The 20,622-nt window shown below is 63.3% G+C and carries 20 protein-coding genes; 15 read left to right on the top strand and 5 right to left on the bottom strand.

Annotation, left to right across the window (positions count from 1 at the left end):
• The first annotated feature begins 46 nt into the window (after window positions 1–46).
• A complete protein-coding gene (locus ACTRWG_RS13525; protein WP_027238057.1) occupies window positions 47–1,066 on the top strand; it encodes an NADP-dependent oxidoreductase in 1,020 nt (339 codons plus the stop codon).
• 96 nt (window positions 1,067–1,162) lie between these two features.
• Here the strand turns inward: ACTRWG_RS13525 and ACTRWG_RS13520 are convergent, their stop codons facing one another.
• The gene (locus ACTRWG_RS13520) at window positions 1,163–2,068 is read right to left on the bottom strand and encodes a LysR family transcriptional regulator (RefSeq protein ID WP_027238058.1); all 906 of its coding nucleotides are present in this window, start codon (window positions 2,066–2,068) and stop codon (window positions 1,163–1,165) included.
• Window positions 2,069–2,166: 98 nt separating this feature from the next.
• Between ACTRWG_RS13520 and ACTRWG_RS13515 the strand changes: the two genes are divergently transcribed.
• From ACTRWG_RS13515 to ACTRWG_RS13505, 3 genes are all read left to right on the top strand, one after another.
• Window positions 2,167–3,036, top strand: a complete 870-nt coding sequence (locus ACTRWG_RS13515) for a methylenetetrahydrofolate reductase (protein ID WP_027238059.1) — start codon at window positions 2,167–2,169, stop codon at window positions 3,034–3,036.
• A 64-nt stretch (window positions 3,037–3,100) separates the two neighbouring features.
• Window positions 3,101–3,580 (top strand): PaaI family thioesterase, encoded by a 480-nt coding sequence (locus tag ACTRWG_RS13510; RefSeq protein WP_027238060.1) that lies wholly within the window; start codon window positions 3,101–3,103, stop codon window positions 3,578–3,580.
• 93 nt (window positions 3,581–3,673) lie between these two features.
• Window positions 3,674–4,189 carry a DUF2867 domain-containing protein gene (locus tag ACTRWG_RS13505; RefSeq protein ID WP_036798024.1) on the top strand — a complete coding sequence of 172 codons (516 nt, stop codon included), beginning with the start codon at window positions 3,674–3,676 and terminating at the stop codon, window positions 4,187–4,189.
• A gap of 87 nt (window positions 4,190–4,276) precedes the next feature.
• Here ACTRWG_RS13505 and ACTRWG_RS13500 read toward each other — a convergent pair whose 3' ends face one another.
• Genes ACTRWG_RS13500 through ACTRWG_RS13490 form a run of 3 tightly spaced genes read right to left on the bottom strand, consistent with a single transcriptional unit; the run spans window position 4,277 to window position 8,828 of the window.
• Window positions 4,277–5,353, bottom strand: coding sequence for a DUF2235 domain-containing protein (locus ACTRWG_RS13500; protein WP_027238062.1), 1,077 nt, complete (start codon window positions 5,351–5,353; stop codon window positions 4,277–4,279).
• Entirely contained in the window at window positions 5,331–7,628 is a 2,298-nt protein-coding gene (locus ACTRWG_RS13495; protein WP_027238063.1) for a xanthine dehydrogenase family protein molybdopterin-binding subunit, read from the bottom strand. Before ACTRWG_RS13495 ends, ACTRWG_RS13500 begins: the two co-directional genes overlap by 23 nt.
• 48 nt (window positions 7,629–7,676) lie before the next feature.
• Complete coding sequence (locus ACTRWG_RS13490) at window positions 7,677–8,828, bottom strand: type III PLP-dependent enzyme (protein ID WP_027238064.1); 1,152 nt, start codon at window positions 8,826–8,828, stop codon at window positions 7,677–7,679.
• A gap of 105 nt (window positions 8,829–8,933) precedes the next feature.
• Between ACTRWG_RS13490 and ACTRWG_RS13485 the strand changes: the two genes are divergently transcribed.
• Window positions 8,934–9,371, top strand: a complete 438-nt coding sequence (locus tag ACTRWG_RS13485) for an Lrp/AsnC family transcriptional regulator (RefSeq protein WP_027238065.1) — start codon at window positions 8,934–8,936, stop codon at window positions 9,369–9,371.
• Window positions 9,372–9,374: 3 nt separating this feature from the next.
• Here the strand turns inward: ACTRWG_RS13485 and ACTRWG_RS13480 are convergent, their stop codons facing one another.
• Window positions 9,375–10,256 carry a LysR family transcriptional regulator gene (locus tag ACTRWG_RS13480; RefSeq protein WP_027238066.1) on the bottom strand — a complete coding sequence of 294 codons (882 nt, stop codon included), beginning with the start codon at window positions 10,254–10,256 and terminating at the stop codon, window positions 9,375–9,377.
• Window positions 10,257–10,370: 114 nt separating this feature from the next.
• On the opposite strand from ACTRWG_RS13480, the gene ACTRWG_RS13475 reads away from it, so the two are divergent.
• From ACTRWG_RS13475 to ACTRWG_RS13430, 10 genes are all read left to right on the top strand, one after another.
• Entirely contained in the window at window positions 10,371–11,372 is a 1,002-nt protein-coding gene (locus ACTRWG_RS13475; protein ID WP_027238067.1) for a sterol desaturase family protein, read from the top strand.
• Between the two features lie 318 nt (window positions 11,373–11,690).
• A complete protein-coding gene (locus ACTRWG_RS13470; RefSeq protein WP_027238068.1) occupies window positions 11,691–14,762 on the top strand; it encodes a valine--tRNA ligase in 3,072 nt (1,023 codons plus the stop codon).
• 197 nt (window positions 14,763–14,959) lie between these two features.
• Window positions 14,960–15,253, top strand: a complete 294-nt coding sequence (locus ACTRWG_RS13465; protein ID WP_027238069.1) for a DUF1330 domain-containing protein — start codon at window positions 14,960–14,962, stop codon at window positions 15,251–15,253.
• A gap of 43 nt (window positions 15,254–15,296) precedes the next feature.
• Window positions 15,297–15,758: a tellurite resistance TerB family protein gene (locus tag ACTRWG_RS13460; RefSeq protein ID WP_027238070.1), complete on the top strand. Its 462-nt coding sequence runs from the start codon at window positions 15,297–15,299 to the stop codon at window positions 15,756–15,758.
• Complete coding sequence (locus ACTRWG_RS13455; RefSeq protein WP_027238071.1) at window positions 15,758–16,198, top strand: tellurite resistance TerB family protein; 441 nt, start codon at window positions 15,758–15,760, stop codon at window positions 16,196–16,198. The genes ACTRWG_RS13460 and ACTRWG_RS13455 overlap by 1 nt, the downstream gene beginning before the upstream one ends.
• Complete coding sequence (locus ACTRWG_RS13450) at window positions 16,195–16,968, top strand: phosphate/phosphite/phosphonate ABC transporter substrate-binding protein (RefSeq protein WP_462829441.1); 774 nt, start codon at window positions 16,195–16,197, stop codon at window positions 16,966–16,968. Before ACTRWG_RS13455 ends, ACTRWG_RS13450 begins: the two co-directional genes overlap by 4 nt.
• 134 nt (window positions 16,969–17,102) lie before the next feature.
• Window positions 17,103–17,882 carry an ABC transporter ATP-binding protein gene (locus ACTRWG_RS13445; protein ID WP_259958951.1) on the top strand — a complete coding sequence of 260 codons (780 nt, stop codon included), beginning with the start codon at window positions 17,103–17,105 and terminating at the stop codon, window positions 17,880–17,882.
• A gap of 47 nt (window positions 17,883–17,929) precedes the next feature.
• On the top strand, window positions 17,930–18,637 hold the full coding sequence (locus tag ACTRWG_RS13440; protein ID WP_259972234.1) for a transporter substrate-binding domain-containing protein: 708 nt from the start codon (window positions 17,930–17,932) through the stop codon (window positions 18,635–18,637).
• A 110-nt stretch (window positions 18,638–18,747) separates the two neighbouring features.
• Window positions 18,748–19,632 carry an ABC transporter permease gene (locus tag ACTRWG_RS13435; protein WP_462829439.1) on the top strand — a complete coding sequence of 295 codons (885 nt, stop codon included), beginning with the start codon at window positions 18,748–18,750 and terminating at the stop codon, window positions 19,630–19,632.
• Entirely contained in the window at window positions 19,629–20,435 is an 807-nt protein-coding gene (locus ACTRWG_RS13430; RefSeq protein WP_462829438.1) for an ABC transporter permease, read from the top strand. Before ACTRWG_RS13435 ends, ACTRWG_RS13430 begins: the two co-directional genes overlap by 4 nt.
• Window positions 20,436–20,622 lie beyond the last annotated feature (187 nt).

The following is a 20,622-nucleotide window of genomic DNA, read 5'->3' as shown; positions in this document are numbered from 1 at the left end:
TCCTGTGGGGCCCAGTCTCAACAGCAGCAATGACAGGAGAACTCCCATGCCCGACCAGATGCAGCGTATCGTGCTGGCCAGCCGCCCCGAAGGCCAGGCCAGCGAGGAAAATTTTCGCCTGGAGAGCGTGGACATGCCCCAGCCGGAAGAGGGCGAAGTGCTTGTAAGGGTTCACTATATGTCGCTGGACCCCTACATGCGCGGACGCATGAACGCGGGCAAATCCTATGCCGATCCGGTTGAAATCGGCGAAACCATGACCGCAGGCGGCGTGGGCGAGGTGATTGCCTCCAACAGCCCGGATTTCCAGCCCGGCGACTTTGCGCTTGGCGCGTTCGGCTGGGCCAGCCACGCCTGCGCGCAGGGCTCCGACATCCGCAAGCTGGACCCGGATATGGCGCCGCTCACAACCGCGCTTGGCGCTCTGGGCATGCCGGGGTTTACCGCCTGGCATGGCTTGGACGCCTATGGCCGCCCGCAGGCGGGCGAAACCCTGGTGGTTGCCGCCGCCACCGGCCCGGTCGGCTCGATGGTGGGACAGCTCGCAAAACAGAAGGGCCTGCGGGTGGTGGGCATCGCCGGCGGTGCCGACAAATGCAAGCTGGCGGTGGACACCTTCGGCTTTGACGCCTGCCTCGACCACCGCGCCTATGCCAGTGCCGAAGGCTTGAACGAGGCGCTGGCGGCGGAATGCCCCGACGGTATCGACATCTATTACGAAAACGTCGGCGGCAAGGTGCTGGAGGCGGTGCTGCCGCTGATGAACAACTTCGGCCGCATCCCGGTCTGCGGCATGATCGCCTGGTACAACAGCGCTGAAACCGACCTGACTGCGCCCGCGATCTGGCGGTCGGTGCTGACCAAGTTCCTGTCCGTGAACGGCTTCATCATCTTCAACCACTACGACCGTTACGGCGATTTCCTGGGCGAAGTGGGCCCCGGGATCGCCAGCGGTGACATCAAGTATCTGGAGGATATCGCCGAGGGGCTGGAAAACGCCCCCCGGACCTTCCTGTCGATGATGCAGGGCGGCAATACCGGCAAGCAGATCGTCAAGCTGGTCTGAGCCGCGTGCCGGCACCTGCCGGATCACGCAACCGCGCGGAGCGGGCACAGGCGCCGGACCGGCGCAGGCCGTTCCGCGCCTCTCCGGCGGCAGTATCTATTGATGCTGCAGCTTGCGCGCCTCGACCTTGGCCAGACGGATCAGTTCCTGCATGAAGGGTTTCCCGCGGTCCTCGGTCCGGATTGCCGCGTAAAGGCTGCGGGTGATGCCTGATTTGGTCAGCGGCCGGGTCACGTAATCGGAGGAGTATTTCACCTCCCGCACCACCCAGTCCGGCAGCACGGAAACCCCGCGGTTGGAGGCGACCAGCAAGAGGATCACCGCCGTCAGCTCCACCTGCCGAATCGAGGCGGGCTCCACACCGGCGGGAATCAGCAGCTGGCTGAACACATCCAGCCGGGTCTTGTCCACCGGGTAGGTGATCAGGTTCTGACCGATGAAATCCTCTGCCTCCACATAGGGTTTCGCGGCCAGCGGATGCTGCGCCGAAGCGACAAAGACAGGATTGTAGTCAAACAGCTCGATGAACTCGACGCCGTTGATGTCTTCCGGATCGGAAGAAACCACCAGATCCACTTCTTCTTTCACCAGCGCAGGCAAAGCGTCAAAGGCCAGCCCTGGCCGGATATCCACATCCACATCGCCCCAGTTCTTGCGAAAGCCCTCCAGCACCGGGAACAGCCATTCAAAACAGGCGTGGCATTCGATGGCGATGTGCATGCGGCCCGTGTTGCCGTCGCGCAGAGAGGAGAATTCTGCTTGCGCGGCCTCCACTTGCGGCAACACCTGGTCCGCCAGGCGCAACAGCCGCAGGCCCGCGGGGGACAGCTTCATCGGCTTGGAGCGGCGGATGAACAGCTCCACTCCGGCCTGATCCTCCAGCCCCTTCACCTGATGGCTCAGCGCGCTTTGAGTAATGTTCAGTTGCTCGGCAGCCCGGGCCAGACCGCCGGCCTCATGGATGGCCTTGATGGTGCGGAGGTGGCGGAATTCTATATGCATCCTATCAGATCGCTCATGTTAATCTTGAGTATTATGAAATTGTCTCACAATGCTGCGCGTGCAACAAGGGCAGACATAAACCTAGCGAGAGACCTGAGATGACGACGCCCAAGATTTCCTTCGAATTCTTTCCGCCGAAAAATCTCGAAGCCTCCTTCCGGCTTTGGGACACCGTGCAGGTCCTCGCCCCGATGGATCCGCGTTTTGTTTCTGTGACCTATGGCGCAGGCGGCACCACCCGCACGCTGACCCGCGATGCGGTGGACACCTTGCACAATTCCTCCGGCCTGAATGTGGCTGCGCACCTGACCTGCGTGAATGCCTCCAAGGCGGAAACGCTGGAGATCGCAGACCAGTTTGCCGAGGCTGGCGTGACCGAGATCGTCGCCCTGCGCGGCGACCCGCCCAAGGGCGAGGGCAAGTTCACGCCGCACCCCGAAGGCTTTGCCGACTCGGTGGAGCTGATCAAGGGTCTGGCGGCACGCGGCGGCTTCACCATCCGCGTTGGCGCCTACCCGGACTGCCACCCGGAGGCTGCCAGCCAGGACGCCAATGTGGAATGGCTGAAGCGCAAGCTGGATGCCGGCGCTGATGAGGCACTGACCCAGTTCTTCTTTGAGGCGGAAACCTTCTTCCGCTTCCGCGACGCCTGCGAAAAGGCGGGGATCGACGGCAGCAAGCTGACGCCCGGCATCCTGCCGATCGAAAATTGGAAAGGCGCCCGGAATTTCGCCAAGCGCTGCGGCACCGTCATCCCGGATTGGGTCGAAAACGCCTTTGACAAGGCGCTGCGCGACGGCCGCGAAGACCTGCTGGCGACCGCGCTGTGCACCGAGTTGTGCTCGGACCTGCTGGAGGGCGGCGTCGACAAGCTGCATTTCTACACGCTGAACCGGCCGGAACTGACCCGCGACGTCTGCTTTGCCCTGGGCGTCACTCCCAAGGTCGCGCTGGAGAACGTGGCGTAAGCCTTGCAGGCCCTGGCGTGCGGTTTCTAATGCGGGGAACACCCCTGCCAAGGACCCGCGCGCCATGTTCTACGCCAAACAGCCCTCCGACCTGCTGACGATAGAGCAGATTGCCCGGATCTCCGGCCTCGATTTCATGCAAGGCATTCTGGAGGGCCGCCTGCCCGGCCCGCCGATTGCCAAGACGCTGGGGTATTACCTGCACGCGGTCGAAGAAGGCAGGGTCGTGTTCCGCGGCACCCCCGAATTCCACGTCACCAACCCGATGGGCACCGTGCATGGCGGCTGGTACGGCACGCTGCTGGACAGCGCCATGGCCTGCGCAGTGATGACCAAGGTGCCGCTGGGGTCGGTCTACACAACGCTGGAATTCAAGATCAACATCCTGCGGCCGATCCCGCTGGGCACACTGATCGGCTGCACCGGCACCGTCGACCATGCGGGCCGCTCCACCGGCGTGGCGCATGGTGAGCTTCGCGGGGTCGAAGACGGTCGGCTTTACGCAACCGGGTCCACCACCTGCATTGTGATGAAAATTGCCTGAAACGGGTTGCAGGGTTTTGCCCCACGCCTTGCCAGCCGCCTTTTTCCAATTATCTTCAAGGCAGTAAACTGACAAGCAGCGGAAGGGCCGACCATGGCGCCAACCTCACTCGCGCGGGCTGCCACCGCCCGCATTCAAGTCCTGGCCCCCGCCGCGGAACTGGATTTCCTGGATACGCAATCCATTGTCCTGCCGGTGCAGATCACCCCGCTGGAGGCCTGGACCCTGATGCACGCCCGGCCGCTGCCGGGCCTGAAACTGGCGTTCAAACTGCGCGACGCGGTATCCGCGTGTTTCGGCGTCAAACGCATCGGCGGCATTTCCAGCAAGCCGCACACAGACGTGCAGACCGGTGACAAGCTGGATTTCTTCCTGGTGGAGGCCGTGTCGGACACACTCCTGACTCTGACCGTGCGGGACAGGCATCTGGACGTGATGACCTGCCTGTCCAGCAGCAACGGCATTCTGTCCGTGACCTCATCCGTCAAGACACACAACATGTTCGGCCGGGCTTACATGATCCCGGTCCGGCCCGCCCACAAGCTGATCGTCGCCATGTCGCTGAAACGCCTGCGCCAGGCGCTGGAGCAGCGCAGCGCCACGGGCTGACGGCATCACGATTGGCCGCTTCTGGCCGGACCGGCGGCACAAACACCTTCTAAAAGCGCTGGGAAACAGCTGAGCCCCCGCTCAGCCTCAAGTCTTGGAGAACATCGCCAGCCAGCCGCCAGAGGAAGCGGTGTTCCGTTTTCCTGCATCGACGCTGCTGTGCAACCGTTCGCTGCCGTCCAGCCCGACCCGGCGGCGGCTGCGCAGCAGAAAGATCTTGCCCCAGCCGCGCCAAGTGCCGACCGACGGCGCATTCGGGTCCACCGGAAACCGCATCCGCCAGTCCAGGGGCAGCGGCAGGCCGCGGTCCTCCGCCTTTTCCAGCATCCAGATCAAAGAGACATTGGCCAGCGGCCGGGCTTCTTCATACCCCCCCAGCTGACCACCGACATCACCATGAGCGCCGCGGAACCAGACTTGTTCCACATGCCCGTCCCAGCCCTTGGGGCAATCCCACAGTACCGGTTTGAACACATCGCGGGTCTCATCCAGCGCCAGCGCGTGATAGCCGCTTTTAACATGGGGGCCCAATTCATGGTTGTGGAAATTGTGCCGGTTTTCCGCCCAGCGCCACAGCAGCGGCAGCCGCAGGCCCAGCGCCTTGACCGTGTCCCAAACGCCGACCATCTCAATCCCGACCTCATCGTGGCAATGCGCCTTGGTAAAGGCGGCGCCGGTCTTGGAGCGTCCGTTCAGACGGTAATGGCGGTACGCCGTGCGGATGTTGCGCACAGTGGCGTGCTCCGGCTTCAGCAGGCCGATCCGGTCGATCACCCCGGCCAGCGACCGCACCGCATAGGCGCCGCGGGAATAGCCGAACAGATAGATCCTGTCGCCCGGCCGGTAGCGCGAGGCGAGATAGCCATAGGCGCGTCGGATCTGGCGGTTGATGCCGCGCCCCATCATCACATCGGGCGCGCTGCCCCAGCCCTTCCACTGGACGCCGGATTCATAGAAGACCGAAACCTGCCCGCTGGTCTGGCTGCAAAGCCGGTACAACTGACCGGCATGGGTTTCGTGCCCCTCCTCCAGCGTCGACATGGTGCCGTCCAGGATGATCACATGGGCTTGCGGCCCGCGCAGCTTGGTTTCGCCGGAATGTTCCGAGCGCAGCGGCCGTCCCAGCCACCCTAAAACCCTTTTACTCAGCTGCCGCAGAAACATCCCTAAGCACTTCCCAAATCCTCAGCGGGGTGAACGGCATATCCACCTGCCGCACGCCGCGGTCCCAGACCGCGTCCTGCACCGCGTTTGCAACCGCTGCCAGCGCGCCGACGGTGCCCGCCTCGCCGCAGCCCTTCATCCCCATCGGGTTCTGGGTCGAAGGCACCGGCTCGGAGGTGAATCCAATCATGGGGACGCCGCTGGCCCGCGGCAAGGCATAGTCCATGAACGAAGCCGTGAGCAGTTGCCCGTCCTCATCGTAGACAACCCGCTCCAGCATGGCCTGTCCCAGCCCCTGCGCCACCCCGCCATGCACTTGGCCTTCAGCCAGCACCGGGTTGATCAGATTACCGAAATCGTCAACTACAGTGTAGCGCTCCACAGCGGAATTCCCAGTCTCCGGATCGATCACGACCTCGGCAACATGGGCGCCGTTCGGAAACGAGCGTCCCGGCAGCCGGGCCCGCGCCGCGTGACGCTGCAGATCGATCCGCCCGTGCGCGCGGGCCATCTCTGCCGCTTCCAGCATGGTGGGCGTCAGGTTCGACCCGGGTGCGCGGAAGGTTTCGCCGTCGAATGCGACGGCCTCCTCCGCCACCCCCATCTCCTCCGCCAGGAAGGGGGTAAAGGCGGCAATCATGGTTTCAACTGCGGCCAGCGTCGCGTTGGCCTGGGTGGTGACAGAGCGTGACCCGCCGGTACCGCCGCCCTGGGCAATGCGGTCGCTGTCGCCCTGGATCACTTGGATCATTTCCGCAGGAATTCCGCTCTGGTCGGCCAGGAACTGGGCATAGACGGTTTCATGCCCCTGTCCGTTGCTCTGCGTGCCGACATAGATGTTCACTCGGCCGTCCTCCAGAAACTCCACTTCCGCGCCTTCCGAAGGATCACCCAAAATGCTTTCGATATAGTAACAAAGCCCAACGCCCCGCAACTTGCCGCGTTTACCATCTTCGGCCCGGCGGGCTGCGAATCCTGCAAGATCAGCCTCTTGCGCGGCGCGGCTCAGGACTTTATTAAAATCACCCACATCATAGGTCTCTCCGGTCACGGTGTCGTACGGAAACGCGCCGGACTGAATGAAGTTCCGCCGCCTCAGCTCCCACGGGTCCACGCCCAATTCGCGCGCGGCCCGGTCCATCACGCGTTCCAGGACATAAATCGCCTCCGGCCGCCCGGCGCCGCGGTAGGCATCGACCTGGGTGGTGTTGGTATAGATCCCCTCCACCTGCAGCCAGGCGGTCTGAATGTCGTAAACCCCCGCCAGCACCCGGCTGAACAGCTGAGTCTGGATCGGCTGGCCGAAATGGGAATTGTACGCGCCAAGGTTGCAGCGGGTGGAGACCCTGTAGGCAGTGATCTTCAGGTTTTCGTCAAAGGCCAGCTCCGCCAGCGAGGTCAGATCGCGGCCGCCGTTGTCGCTGAGCATCGCCTCGCTGCGGTCCGACATCCAGAACACCGGACGGCTCAGCACCGTGGCGGCATGGGCCACGGCGAAATACTCAGGGTAGGCAAAAGCCTTCATGCCGAAGCCGCCGCCGACATCCGGCGTCGTGACCCTGATGTCATCCTCATTCAGCCCCAGCTTGGCGGCCAGCTGGCTTTTCATGCCCCAGACCCCCTGACCGCCGAAGGTGAAATGCAGCCGCCCCTGCTGCCATTCGGCAAAACAGCCGCGCGGCTCCATGGTGCTGACCATGATCCGGTTGTCTTCGACCTGCAGCGCGACGGTATGGGCGGCGGTGCGGAACGCCTTTTCAGTTGCCGCTTCATCCCCCATGCCCCAGTCGAAGGCCCTGTTGTCCGGCACGCTGCCGTGCAGCGGCTCACCGCCGGGCATCAGGTCGAGCTTGACCGGCAGGTCATCAATCTCCAACTCGATCAGCTCACCCGCGTCGCGGGCCTGATCCAGCGTTTCAGCCACGACGACGGCCACCGGCTCTCCGACATAGCGGACCTTGTTGCGGGCCAGCATCGGGCGTTCCGGCGATGCGCCACTGGTGCCATCCCGATTCTTCACCGTGGTGCCATCCATCGAGACGCTGATGCCCGCGGCTTCAAGCTCCGCCAGGGTGATCACCGCATGGACGCCCTCGGCCTCCAGCGCATCCTCTGTGTGCAGCGCGGTGATCACCCCATGGGCCACCGGGCTGCGCAGCACCCAGGCACGCAACGCATCCGCCGGGGCGGCATCCTCGATGTACCGGCCCTGGCCGGTCAGGAACCTGACATCCTCGACCCGTTTCACCGGCTGGCTTTTCCCGAATTTTTCCATGCTCGCCCCCTGTCCGCGCTGGCTGCTGTTGCGGGGGCGAGACTACTGTCAGCTGGCCGCTTGTCCAGCCAGCTCAATCACCGTCGCCACGTCAGACAGGCCATAACCGTTGAACTGCGTGCTCATGGCAGAGGAATAGGCGCCTAGCCCTGGAAACAGCACATAGTCCCCCGACGCACAATCGCAAGGCAGCGGCAGCCCGTCCGGCAGCCGGTCAAGGCTGTCGCAGGTCGGACCGAACACCACCCGCGGCTTGCGGATACCGCTGCGGTGGGTGCCGTCGGAGGCCACGACCTCCACCCGCCCCGGCAGGCCCATGTCGCGGATATCCACCAGCCCGCCATAGATGCCGTCATTCAGGAACACCACCGCGCCGTCCTTGCGCATCCCCTTGATGCGCGCGGCCAGGGTAAAGCTTTCTGACACCATCGCCCGGCCCGGCTCGCAGATCAGCGTGGGCTTGTCCGTGCCGAACGCCTGGTCCGCCGCGGTGCCGATGGCGGCAAAGACCTTCTCCAGATCCGGCGCCACGCCGTCGCGGTTGGCGGCAAAACCGCCGCCCACATTCAGCCGCGCGATCTGCACCCCAGCCGCACCGACAATCCGTTTTGCCGCGTGGACATATTCGACCCAGGCCGTCTCATCTTCGCATTGGGTGCCCGGGTGAAAACACAAGGCGGGCGTCCAGCCCTTGGCAGCCACTTGTTTCAGCAGCTCCACCGCTTCGTCCGGTGCAGCACCGAATTTGCTGCCGAAATCATAGGCCGCGCCCGCTACAGGCAACGCAAAGCGCACGGCGATCTCGCAGGAGCGCGGCACCGCATCCAGCTTCTCCAGCTCGCTCAGCTCATCCACCGACCAGCTGGCGACACCGTGTTCGATGCCAGCGGCGATCTCTGCCTCTGACCGCATCGGGTTGTTGTAGTGCATGACCGCATCCGGGCTGGCGGCGCGCACCGCCTCCATCTCGGCGGGCGAGGCCACGTCAAACGCCGTGATCCCCGCGGCCACGAGATTGGACAGCACCGCCGGATGCGGGTTTGCCTTCACCGCATAGGTCACCAGCCCCGGAAACCCCTGGCTGAACCGCCGCGCCACCTCGTGCAGGACCCGCGGCGAGAAATACAGGATCGGATGATCCGGCGCGCTGCGGGCCAGGTGGGATTCAGGCGAAAGCCATAGCGGGGGAATCTGCTGCATCGGGTAACCCTCATTCGTTTTACATATTTTCCGCGAGTTTTCCGTCGATTCCGCTCGTCACTCTGCCTATAGTGACGAAAATTTCCGTCATATCGCAGGCAACTTATGCAGAACGACGACACCGATCAGCGCCTTATGACCCTGCTGCGGGAGAATGCCCGCCGGCCGGTGGCCGAGCTTGCCCGGCGCCTTGACCTTGCCCGCACCACCGTGCAGGCGCGGATCGAACGGCTGGAAGCCACCGGCGTGATCACCGGCTATACGCTCAAGTCTTCCGCCGACGCCCGGCCGCCTCTGCAGGCGACGGTTCTGATGTCGATCGAGCCGCGCTCTGGCCCTGAGGTGCTGGCGCGGCTGCGCAAGCTGCCGGGGGTGGAAGTGGTGCACACGACCTCCGGCCGGTTTGATCTGCTGGCGCAGGTGGTGGCGCAAAGCACTGCGGAACTGGATGACACCATCGACCGTATCGCCGAAGCGCGCGGAGTGCGGTCCTCGGAAAGCCTGATCCACCTGGCCACCAAGCTGGACCGCACAGGACAGTAACGGTCAGGCCGTTCTCAAATAATCCAGCAGCCAGTCCCTGAACATCTTGGCTGCCGGACGCATGGCGCCCCGGTCGGGGTAGATCAGATGGTAAGCCTCCTGCCCCGGCACTTCGACGTCCGGCAGGCAGCGCACCAGCCCGCTGGCCCGGACCGCCGCATCCGAAGCAGGCGCCCGTGCCAGCGCAATGCCTAATCCTTGCGCAGACAGCTCCGCCGCCATCAACGAATTGTCGGCAAAGAAATAGCGCGCCTGCCCGTGGGACAGCCGCAACTGCTCAAAGACTTGCACCCAGCTGGCGCGGTGGGTGGACACCTCAATCAGCGCGAAGCGGAACAAATCCTGCGGCGCCTGGATTTGCGCCGCGATCTCTGGCGGGGCAACCGGATAAAGCACCTCGCGCTGCAGTTCGTCCCCTTGGGTGCCAAACAGCGACGGGTTGCCAAAGACGATCTGCAGATCGGTGAACTGATTGGCAAAATCCGCCGCCAGGTTGCCGGTGCTGAGCGCCAGGTTGATCTGCGGATGCGCCGCCTGAAACTGCGGCAGCCCGCGCGCCAGCACGCCATGGGCAAACAACAGCACCGACTGCACAAACAGCCGCTGCTCCCGGCTCTCTCCGAAAAGGCCGGTGGTGGCAGTTTCCAGCATCAAAAGCGACTGCTGCACCGAAGGCAGATAGGCCCTGCCCGCCTCCGTCAGCGTCACCGCATGGGCGTGGCGGTGAAACAGCGGCGTGCCCAGCTGCGTCTCCAGCGCCTTCACCTGCTGGCTGACTGCGGCCGCCGACATGTTCAGCTGCGCCGCTGCCCGGGCAAAGCTTTCAGTGCGCGCTGCTGCCTCGAACACGCGCAGCCAGTTGAGTGAGGGAATCCGGGTCGTCATGGCAGCAGGCTAAGCAAAACTTAGCCTAACCGGCAAGACATACCGTGCTGGGTTTTCCTGCCGCCCGCCTAGGGTTTCCGGCAGCATATCCACCACACGAACGAGAGACGCGACATGACAGGTCCCGCCAACAGCCCGCGCCCCAAACGCAAGGTCTGGAACTTCACACCCCCTCTGCCAATCCGGATTGCGCCCTATTGGGACTGGCCGGTAAAGCCGCTGGCCTCGATCAAATACCTGCTGCAAAGCTGGAACCCGCTGGCCCTCCGGGCGCTGCTGTTGGGTTTTGCGATCCTCACCTGGATGTTCTTCACGCCTTCGCTGGACCGCACCGCAGCCTTCAGCTGGGACTGGGTGTTCGAGATCTGGCTGCGCAACTTCTGCATCCTGATGGTGGTTGCGGGCGGCCTGCACCTGGTGCTGTGGAAATTCCGAACGCAGGCGGACGAATACCGCTATGACATGCGCCCGATGATGAAGGGCGCCAAGGTCTTCACCTTCAATAACCAGGTCTGGGACAACATGTTCTGGACCCTTGGCCCGGCGCTCACCTTCTGGACCTTCTGGGAGAGCTTCATCCTCTATGCCTATGCCAACGGGTGGGTCACGATGATCACGCTGGAGAGCAACCCGGTCTGGTTCACGGTCATGACCATCTTCATCCCGATCTGGGCAGGCTTCCACTTCTACTGGCTGCACCGGCTGCTGCATGTCGGCGTGCTCTATACCAGGGTCCACGCCTGGCATCACCGCAACATCAACACCGGCCCCTGGTCCGGTCTGGCAATGCACCCGGTGGAGAGCTTCTTTCTGATGTTCGACACGGTGATCTTCTTCCTGCTGCCCTCGCATCCGGTGCATGCGATCTTCCTGCTGTTCCACCATGGCATCGGCGCCCCGGCATCGCACGCCGGGTTCGAGCATGTGAAATTCGGCAACAAGGCCAAGCTCCTGGTCGGCGATTTCTTTCACCAGCTGCATCACCGGTTTTTCGACTGCAACTATGGCACCTGGGAGACCCCCTGGGACAAATGGTTCAACACGTTCCATGACGGCACCGAAGCGGGCAACGAAATGGTCAAGAAACGCCGCCGCAAAATCTGGAACACGGGCTGACCCTGTCAGCCGGCCAATACGCTATAGGGGAAATCGTGCGCCCGGCCCGTACCGCGGAATGCGCGTCAGCAAGGGCCGGGCGTCTTCAGATGCGGCGCCGCTGCATGGCGCCTGAAAGACCGGTGCGTCCCCCTCGGGTCCGCGGGGCGCACAGTGTAAGAGAAACGCGCCTGCCCGCCGCTGGTTCCATAAAAGTTGAAGGATGCAACGCACAGCAGGCCGCCGCCCCCCCCCCGTTGCCGCTGGGACTTTCCCTTTGCCGCCCCTTTCGGTAAGGGATAGCGCGACCCGAAATTACACGCACGCAGGATCGAGCGCATGGCGATGGAAAAGACATTCAACGCGGCCGAAGCCGAGAGCCGACTTTACAAGGCCTGGGAAGAGGCCGGCTGCTTCAAGGCTGGCGCAAATGCCAAGCCTGAGGCCTCCACATATTGCATCATGATCCCGCCGCCGAACGTCACCGGCGTGCTGCACATGGGCCATGCCTTCAACAACACCCTGCAAGATATCCTGATCCGCTGGAAGCGGATGCAGGGCTACGACACCCTGTGGCAGCCCGGCACCGACCATGCGGGCATCGCCACCCAGATGGTTGTCGAGCGTGAGCTGGCCAAGACCCAGCAGCCTTCGCGCCGCGAGCTGGGCCGCGAGAAGTTCCTGGAGAAGGTCTGGGAATGGAAAGAGAAATCCGGCGGCACCATCGTTGAGCAGCTGAAACGCCTTGGCGCCTCCTGCGACTTCTCCCGCACCGCCTTCACCATGGCGGGCGCGCACGGCGACACCCGCGTGGGCCACGAGAACTCCCCCAACTTCCATGACGCCGTGATCAAGGTGTTCGTGGAGATGTACAACAAGGGCCTGATCTACCGCGGCAAGCGGCTGGTGAACTGGGACCCGCATTTCGAAACCGCGATCTCCGACCTTGAGGTCGAGAACATCGAGGTCGCGGGCCACATGTGGCACTTCAAATACCCGCTCGCGAACGGCGCCACCTACACCTATGTGGAGAAAGACGAAGACGGCAACGTCATCCTTGAGGAAGAACGCGACTATATCTCCATCGCGACCACCCGGCCCGAGACCATGCTGGGTGACGGCGCGGTTGCGGTGCACCCCTCGGATGAGCGCTATGCCCCCATCGTCGGCAAGCTGTGCGAGATCCCGGTCGGCCCCAAAGAGCACCGCCGCCTGATCCCGATCATCACCGACGAATACCCGGACAAGGACTTCGGCTCCGGCGCGGTGAAGATCACCGGCGCGCATGATTTCAACGACTACCAGGTCGCCAAGCGCGGCGGCATCCCGATGTACCGCCTGATGGACACCAGGGGCCAGATGCGCAACGACGGCGCGCCCTATGCCGAGGCTGCGGGTATTGCCATGGCAGTGGCCAGGGGCGAGCAAACCCTGACAGAGAATGAGGCCGACGCCATCAACCTCGTTCCCGACGACCTGCGCGGCCTCGACCGGTTCGAGGCGCGCAAACTGGTGGTGGAGCAGATCACCAGCGAAGGCCTGGCGGTGATGCAGACCGTCACCAAGACCGACCCGGACACCGGCGAAGACGTCCAGGTGCAGGTGCCTTACGTTGAGAACAAGCCGATCATGCAGCCCTTCGGCGACCGCTCCAAGGTGGTGATCGAGCCGATGCTGACCGACCAGTGGTTCGTGGACGCGGAAAAGGTTGTGGGCCCGGCTCTGGATGCGGTGAAGAACGGCGATGTGAAGATCCTGCCGGAGTCGGGTGAGAAGACCTATTACCACTGGCTCGAAAACATCGAACCCTGGTGCATTTCGCGCCAGCTGTGGTGGGGCCATCAGATCCCGGTCTGGTACATCCCCGGCGAGGAGGACTGGTACCCGATCTGTGCCGCAACTGAGCAAGAGGCGCTGGAAAAGGCGCGCCTCCAGTCGGCCGAAGGCACCGAATTCCGCATCGTTGCAGATCAGCACGAAGCGGCGAAGGTTCTGGCCGAACAGGTCAAGCTGATGGATGTGCAGGACGAAGGCGCGATCCGCAGCTTTGACGGGCCGATGCAGGTGCCGATGTTCCGCGACCCGGACGTGCTGGACACCTGGTTCTCCTCCGGCCTCTGGCCGATCGGCACGCTGGGCTGGCCGGACACCACTCCGGAAATGGAGAAGTACTTCCCGACCTCGACCCTGGTCACCGGGCAGGACATCCTGTTCTTCTGGGTCGCCCGGATGATGATGATGCAGCTGGCAGTTCTGGACGAAAACCTGCCGGTCAAGAAACGCATCCCCTTCGACACCGTCTACCTGCATGGCCTGGTCCGCGACGCCAAGGGCAAGAAGATGTCAAAATCCACCGGCAACGTGGTCGACCCCCTGGAGATCATCGAGGAATTCGGCGCCGACGCGCTGCGCTTCTCCTCCGCCGCGATGGCGGCGCTTGGCGGCGTGCTGAAGCTGGATATGGAGCGGCTCAAGGGCTACCGGAACTTTGGCACCAAGCTGTGGAATGCGGTGAACTTTGCCCACTTCAACAACGTCTATGACCCGAACGTCCCTGCCTACGCCTGCCCAGACGCGCAGACGGCCGTGAACCAGTGGATCATCGGTGAAACCGCCAAGGTGCGGGTTGAGGTGGACGCCGCCCTTGAGGCGTTCCGCTTCAACGATGCGGCCAACGCGCTTTATGCCTTTGTCTGGGGCAAGGTCTGCGACTGGTATATTGAGCTGTCGAAGCCGCTGTTCGGCTCCGAGGATGAGGCGGTGATCGCCGAAACCCGCCAGACGCTGGGCTGGGTGCTGGATCAGTGCATGATCCTCTTGCACCCGATCATGCCCTTCATCACCGAGGAGCTGTGGGGCAACACTGCCAAGCGTTCGAACATGCTGGTGCATGAAGACTGGCCGGCCTACGGCGCCGAGCTGGTCAACCCGCAAGCGGATGCCGAAATGAACTGGGTGATCACCGCGATCGAGAACATCCGTTCGACCCGCGCGCAGATGCATGTGCCGGCCGGTGCGAAGATCCCGATGGTGGTGACCGAGTTCTCCGATCAGGCCCGCGCGGCCTGGGACAAGAACGAGGCGATGATCAAGAAGCTGGCCCGCATCACCTCGCTGGAACAGGTGGAGAGCTTCCCCAAAGGCTGCGCCTCTGTCGCCGCCCCCGGCGCCTCCTTCGGCCTGCCGCTGGCGGATGTGATCGACGTCGGCGCCGAAAAGGCGCGGCTGGAGAAAACCCTGGGCAAGCTGGCCAAGGAGCTGGGCGGCCTGCGCGGGCGGCTCAACAACCCGAAATTCGCGGCCTCCGCCCCGGAAGAGGTTGTGGCAGAAGCCCGTGAAAACCTTGCCGCGCGCGAAGAGGAAGAAGCCAAGGTCAAGGAAGCGCTGGCGCGCCTGGCCGAGATCGGCTGACCCGGCCCTGCCGCTGCTGCAATCATGATTGCAAGGCGCCCGCCTTGCAGGCGGGCGTTCTGCGTTCCGGCGCGGAGGCTGTGAAGCGAGCGCAATTTCCGGCGGAACGGGGAAATTCTTAACAACCGGCCCATTGTCTTTGCCGCGCTTTTGTTCCAGCCTGCATTTAACCATAAAAAGACGGGAGACTGCAGCCGATGCCCAAAGGATACTGGGTGGCCCATGTGGATGTGGCGGAGATGGAGCGCTACAAGGATTACGTCAGCGCCAACGGTCCCGTTTTTGCCGACTACGGCGCCAAATTCCTGGTGCGCGGCGGCCAGAAGGAAGTGCGCGAAGGGCAGATGAGATCGCGCACGGTGGTGATCGAATTCAAGGATTTCGCAACCGCAAAAGCCTGCTATGATTCAGTGGCCTACCAAGACGCCAAAGCCTTGCGTGATCCGGTGTCCGCCGGTGATATGGAAATCATCGAAGGCTACGGCGAATAATCCCGCGCCCAGCTGCGCAGCTGACTGAGGTCACCGAATGCCCCTGCTCAAGAAATTCTTCCAAGCTTTCCGCCCGTCCGAACCGCCGGCCCTGCCCGATCCGGACGCCGAACTGGCGCTGGGGGCGCTGCTGGTGCGGGTGGCGCAGTCCGACCGCGACTACCAGCTGGAGGAAATCAGCCTGATCGACCGGATTCTGGCCCGGCTTTACCAGCACAACGCGATTGAGGCCGCCAAGGTGCGCGCCACCTGCGAGAAACTGCACGCCGCCGCGCCGGAAACCGACACCTTCGGGCGGCTGATCCGCGAAACCACCGGCCTTGAGGAACGCCTCGCTGCGCTGGACGCCCTGTGGGAAGTGGTTCTGGCCGACGGCAGCGCCCATGAGGGCGAGGTCACCATCGTCGAGGACGCCCGCAAGGCGATGGGGCTGTCCTACGCCGACAGCCAGAAAGCCCGCGAGCGCGCCGAGGAGAAACTCGGCAGCACCGCTGGAGAGCATTGATGTTCAGGGAGCTTCTGCACCGCCTGCTGGAGCCCGCACCTGCCACGCTGGATGACGAAGGCGCGCGGCTGGCACTGACCGCGCTGCTGGTGAGGATTGCCCGCTCTGACCACAATTACTCCGAAGTGGAGAAAGACCGCATCGACCGCATCCTGAAAGCCCGCTACGGGCTGGACACCGGCGGCGCGCTGATCCTGCGCGAACAGGCCGAGGCGATGGAGGCCGAGGCGCCCGACACCGTCCGCTTTACCCGCGCGATCAAGGACGCGGTGGTCTATGAGGACCGCACCGGCGTGATTGAGGCGTTGTGGCAGGTGGCCCTGGCCGACGGCCGCCGCGATGCGAACGAAGACGCGCTCCTGCGGCTCTCCGCCAGCCTGCTGGGAGTATCGGACGTGGACAGCGCCAAGGCGCGCAAACGGGCAGAGGCTGCTTTATGATTGCTCATCTCGGAATGTACGACCGCCCGGAAACCGCTGCGGCGAACGACCGGTTCTGGGCCTCGATCCGCGATCATCTTGGCGGCGGGCCGGACCGGCTGACCCGCGGCGCCGATTTCTGGGAGGTCTGGAAATCCCCTGACCTGCTGCTGTCGCAGACCTGCGGCTGCCCCTACCGCACCCGGCTTTACGGCGAGGTGGAGCTTGTTGGCACCCCGGACTATGGTCTGCCCGGCTGCCCACCTGGCTATTACAACAGCGTTTTTATTGCCCGTCAGGAGGACGCGGGCAAGCCTCTTGCCAGCTTTGCCGGCCGCTGCTTTGCCTATAACGAAGCCCTGTCGCAATCGGGCTGGGCGGCGCCGATGGTGCATCTTCACGACCGCAATGTGCTGCCCGGCGCGCTGGTGGAAACCGGCGGCCATCGGCTGTCTGCCGAAGCTGTTGCCGAAGGCCGCGCCGACTTTGCCGCGCTGGACGCGCTGAGCTGGGAAATGGTCCGTGAATATGACGGTTTTGCCGCCGGGCTGACAGAGATCGAGCGCACCGAGCCAACGCCCGCCCTGCCCTATATCACCGCTCTGGGCAACGACACCAAGCCGCTGTTTTCCGCCATCGAATCCGCCATCCGCGGGCTGGACCCGGACACCCGCGAACGGCTGCATCTGAAAGGCCTGGTGCAGATCGCCCCCAGCGACTACCTGGCGGTGCCCACGCCGCCTGGCCCGGTGCTGACCAGCCAGCGCATCCGCACCGCGGAGCTGACGTAACGGCTCTGTCCGAAATGGAACCGCAACCGGCCATTTCGGCAGCTGCGGTGCCAGCTTATGCGGTTTGAACATTGCATTCGGTCTTTTTTTCGGTCCAATAAGAACGGATTTCCACTCATAGGGACAAAGACACCTTGACCGACACAACGCCCGTTCTGCAAATCCGCGGCCTGCACAAATCCTATGGTGAGCTGGAAGTGATCAAAGGCGTGGACATCACCGCCCACAAGGGCGATGTGGTTTCGCTGATCGGGTCTTCGGGGTCGGGCAAGTCTACCCTTTTGCGCTGCTGCAACCTACTGGAAGACAGCCAGGAAGGCGAGATACTGTTCAAGGGCGAACCTGTGACCTGGTCCGGCCAGGGGCTCAACCGCCGTCCCTCCGACGCCAAGCAGATCCTGCGCATCCGCACCAACCTCAGCATGGTGTTCCAGCAGTTCAACCTGTGGGCCCATATGACCATCCTGCAGAACGTGATGGAGGCGCCGGTCACGGTGCTGGGCCGCGACAAGGCCGAGGTTGAGGAAAAGGCCCGCTATTACCTGGCCAAGGTCGGCATCGGCGACAAATGCGATGTCTACCCCGCCCAGCTGTCCGGTGGCCAGCAGCAGCGTGCTGCGATTGCCCGCGCGCTGTGCATGGAGCCTGAGGCGCTTTTGTTTGACGAACCCACCTCGGCGCTGGATCCGGAGCTGGAACAGGAAGTGATCAAGGTGATCAAGGACCTGGCTGCCGAAGGCCGCACCATGATGATCGTGACCCACGACATGAAAATGGCCGCCGATGTCTCCAGCCACGTCGTCTTTCTGCACCAGGGCCTGATCGAAGAGGAAGGCACCCCCGACGAAGTCTTTGGCGGCACCCGCTCCGAGCGGCTGCGCGCTTTCCTGTCCTCGACGCGCCACGCGCATTGAGCAATAACAAACAAGTCCAATAACCAACCAAAAACGGGAGTATACTCATGAAATCACTGATCCTTGGCACCGCCGCCCTGGCGCTGTCCGCGGGCATGGGCCTGGCGGAAACAGTGCGCCTTGGCACCGAGGGCGCTTATGCGCCGTGGAACTTCGTCAACGACGCAGGCGAAATCGACGGCTTCGAGCGCGAGCTGGGCGACGAGCTGTGCAAGCGTGCCGAGCTGACCTGCGAGTGGGTGAAGAACGACTGGGATTCGATCATTCCGAACCTGGTGTCCGGCAACTACGACACCATCATCGCCGGCATGTCGATCACCGACGAGCGGGACGAGGTCATTGACTTCACCCAGCCCTACACGCCGCCGGACCCGTCCGCCTATGTGGCCCAGTCGGCTGACGTCGACCTGGCATCCGGCGTGATCGCCGCCCAGGCCACCACCATCCAGGCCGCATTCATCGCTGAGCAGGGCTGGACCCTGGTCGAATTCGCCACCCCGGAAGAAACCGTCGCCGCGGTGCGTAATGGCGAAGCTGACGCGGTTCTGGCCGACAAGAGCTTCCTCGACACCGTGGTCGGCGACGATCTGGTGATGCTGGAGAAATCCGAAGCGCTCGGCGGCGGTGTCGGCATGGGCTTCCGGGAATCGGATGCCGAGCTGCGCGGCAAGTTCGATGCGGCCATCCAGTCGATGAAAGACGATGGCTCGCTGAACGAACTGATCGCCAAGTGGGAAGTTTCCTCCCAGTGGTAATCTGATCCTGTTCCAGGATCTGCAGGCCCGCCGCCGCGGCGCGCGGGCCTCATTCATTCTCTTCCGGCAGGCATGCTGCCGGGCACGGCCGGAGAAAGACAGGCACCAACATGTTTTCCTATTGCACGGACCCATCCACGCTTGAGGGGCTGAGCTGGCTCAGCTGCTACCTGACCACGGGCAAGCATTTGAACCTCTATATCTCGGTCGTCGTGGTTCTGGTCCTGCTGGCCATCACCGCCCCGGTTGCGCTGCTGTTCGGATTTGGCGCCGCCAGCGCTGCCCGCTCCAAGTTCCTGCCGCTGCGCTGGTTCGGCAAGGGTTATACCAGCATCGTGCGGGGCGTGCCGGATATTGCCTTCTTCCTGTTTTTCGTCATCGCACTGGACCAGGCGTTCGAATGGATGCGCCACAAGGTGAAATGCCCGGATTGGGATCAGCCGATCCGTCAGGGCATCGACTTTGTGGTTTGCGACGAGGCCAAGCTGCCGCTGTCGACTTCCCCGCAGTGGATGCATGAGACCTACGGCTTCTTCCTGGCGGTTCTGACCTTCTCGATCGTGTTCGGGGCCTTTGCCGCCAATGTCCTTTACGGCGCGATGCGGGCCGTTCCGCGCGCCCAGATCGAAACTGCCGAGGCCTATGGCATGACCACCCGCCAGGCGTTCTGGCGCATTCTGGTGCCGCAGATGTGGGTCTATGCGCTGCCCGGCCTTTCGAACCTGTGGATGGTGCTGATCAAGGCCACACCGCTGCTGTTCCTGCTGGGGGTCGAGGACATCGTTTACTGGGCGCGCGAGCTGGGCGGCACCAAGACCGCGCGCTTCACGGAATACCCGCATCCGAACTGGCACGTCTGGTACTTTGCCGCGCTGCTGGTGTTCTATCTCTGCTTCACCAAAGTGTCCGAAGTGGTTCTGGACCGGACCATGAAGCGGCTGACCAAAGGCCAGGCCACCGCCGGCGGCGAAGCACAAAGAAAGGCAGCGGCATGAGTTGCGTTGAAACCATCCAGGCCTATGCCTTCCGCTCCCTGGGGTTTGGCGAACGGCTGCTGCCGCGTGGCGAATATACCCTGTGCGAGCATTTCACCCTGATCGGCTCCGGCCTGATCTGGAATGTCTACTTCGGCGCGCTGGCGTTGATGACCGGCTTTTTTCTGGCGGTGGCGCTGGCGGTGGGCAAGTCCAGCCCCAACCCGCTGTGGCGCAAACCGGCGGAGTGGTTCATCTTTGTGTTCCGCGGCAGCCCGCTGTTCATTCAGTTCTTTTTTGCCTATGCCTGCTTCCTCAGCCTCAAGAGCGTTTCCAGCTTCTTCGACCCGTTCACCTCGGCCTGGCTGGGCGCGCTGATCGTGCTGTTCTGCAACACCGCCGCCTATTCGGGGGAGATCTTCTATGGCGCGCTGCTGTCGATCCCCAAGGGCGATATCGAGGCGGCGGATGCCTATGGCATGTCCGGCTGGACCCGGTTCCGCCGCATCACCTTCCCGACCATGCTGCGGCTGGCTTGGCCCGCCTACACCAACGAGGCGATCTTCTTGTTCCACGCCACCACGCTGGTGTTCTTCACCGGCTTTCCGGCCTGGCGGCAGCAGGGCGATGCGCTCTATTACGCCAGCTATTTCGCGGACAAGACCTTCAACCCCTTCGTTCCCTATCCGATCCTGGCGTTCTACTTCATCCTGCTGACCCTGGTGATCATCGCCATCTTCGGCACCGTGAACAAACACCTGAACAAGCACCTGCCCCAGGAACGGCGCAAAAAATTTCGCTTGCGTCCTAATCTGATCCGGTAGTATCCATTATTTGATCAAATTCAAAGCTTGGGTGTCTGACAGCAGAATCGTGCGAGTTCATAGGCAAACTACAGGCTGCGCCGGATTATGATCAAAAATATGGACCAGGGGTGATAAGCTGCCCCGGCCCTGCTGCGCACCGTCCGGGTGCGCTGGCGGCCGGCGGCACCCCCGAAACCGTCAGGTG

This window comes from Leisingera sp. G5_S3_59_S7, assembly GCF_054968485.1.
The sequence above is the reverse complement of the archived record's forward strand: the minus strand, read 5'-3'. Positions and strand labels throughout refer to the sequence as shown.

Excerpts from the sequence above, each read along its gene's own strand:
- ACTRWG_RS13525 (WP_027238057.1), top strand. The coding sequence starts at position 47 with ATGCCCGACCAGATGCAGCGTATCGTGCTGGCCAGCCGCCCCGAAGGC.
- ACTRWG_RS13520 (WP_027238058.1), bottom strand. The coding sequence starts at position 2,068 with ATGCATATAGAATTCCGCCACCTCCGCACCATCAAGGCCATCCATGAG.
- ACTRWG_RS13515 (WP_027238059.1), top strand. The coding sequence starts at position 2,167 with ATGACGACGCCCAAGATTTCCTTCGAATTCTTTCCGCCGAAAAATCTC.
- ACTRWG_RS13510 (WP_027238060.1), top strand. The coding sequence starts at position 3,101 with ATGTTCTACGCCAAACAGCCCTCCGACCTGCTGACGATAGAGCAGATT.
- ACTRWG_RS13505 (WP_036798024.1), top strand. The coding sequence starts at position 3,674 with ATGGCGCCAACCTCACTCGCGCGGGCTGCCACCGCCCGCATTCAAGTC.
- ACTRWG_RS13500 (WP_027238062.1), bottom strand. The coding sequence starts at position 5,353 with ATGTTTCTGCGGCAGCTGAGTAAAAGGGTTTTAGGGTGGCTGGGACGG.
- ACTRWG_RS13495 (WP_027238063.1), bottom strand. The coding sequence starts at position 7,628 with ATGGAAAAATTCGGGAAAAGCCAGCCGGTGAAACGGGTCGAGGATGTC.
- ACTRWG_RS13490 (WP_027238064.1), bottom strand. The coding sequence starts at position 8,828 with ATGCAGCAGATTCCCCCGCTATGGCTTTCGCCTGAATCCCACCTGGCC.
- ACTRWG_RS13485 (WP_027238065.1), top strand. The coding sequence starts at position 8,934 with ATGCAGAACGACGACACCGATCAGCGCCTTATGACCCTGCTGCGGGAG.
- ACTRWG_RS13480 (WP_027238066.1), bottom strand. The coding sequence starts at position 10,256 with ATGACGACCCGGATTCCCTCACTCAACTGGCTGCGCGTGTTCGAGGCA.
- ACTRWG_RS13475 (WP_027238067.1), top strand. The coding sequence starts at position 10,371 with ATGACAGGTCCCGCCAACAGCCCGCGCCCCAAACGCAAGGTCTGGAAC.
- ACTRWG_RS13470 (WP_027238068.1), top strand. The coding sequence starts at position 11,691 with ATGGCGATGGAAAAGACATTCAACGCGGCCGAAGCCGAGAGCCGACTT.
- ACTRWG_RS13465 (WP_027238069.1), top strand. The coding sequence starts at position 14,960 with ATGCCCAAAGGATACTGGGTGGCCCATGTGGATGTGGCGGAGATGGAG.
- ACTRWG_RS13455 (WP_027238071.1), top strand. The coding sequence starts at position 15,758 with ATGTTCAGGGAGCTTCTGCACCGCCTGCTGGAGCCCGCACCTGCCACG.
- ACTRWG_RS13450 (WP_462829441.1), top strand. The coding sequence starts at position 16,195 with ATGATTGCTCATCTCGGAATGTACGACCGCCCGGAAACCGCTGCGGCG.
- ACTRWG_RS13440 (WP_259972234.1), top strand. The coding sequence starts at position 17,930 with ATGAAATCACTGATCCTTGGCACCGCCGCCCTGGCGCTGTCCGCGGGC.
- ACTRWG_RS13435 (WP_462829439.1), top strand. The coding sequence starts at position 18,748 with ATGTTTTCCTATTGCACGGACCCATCCACGCTTGAGGGGCTGAGCTGG.
- ACTRWG_RS13430 (WP_462829438.1), top strand. The coding sequence starts at position 19,629 with ATGAGTTGCGTTGAAACCATCCAGGCCTATGCCTTCCGCTCCCTGGGG.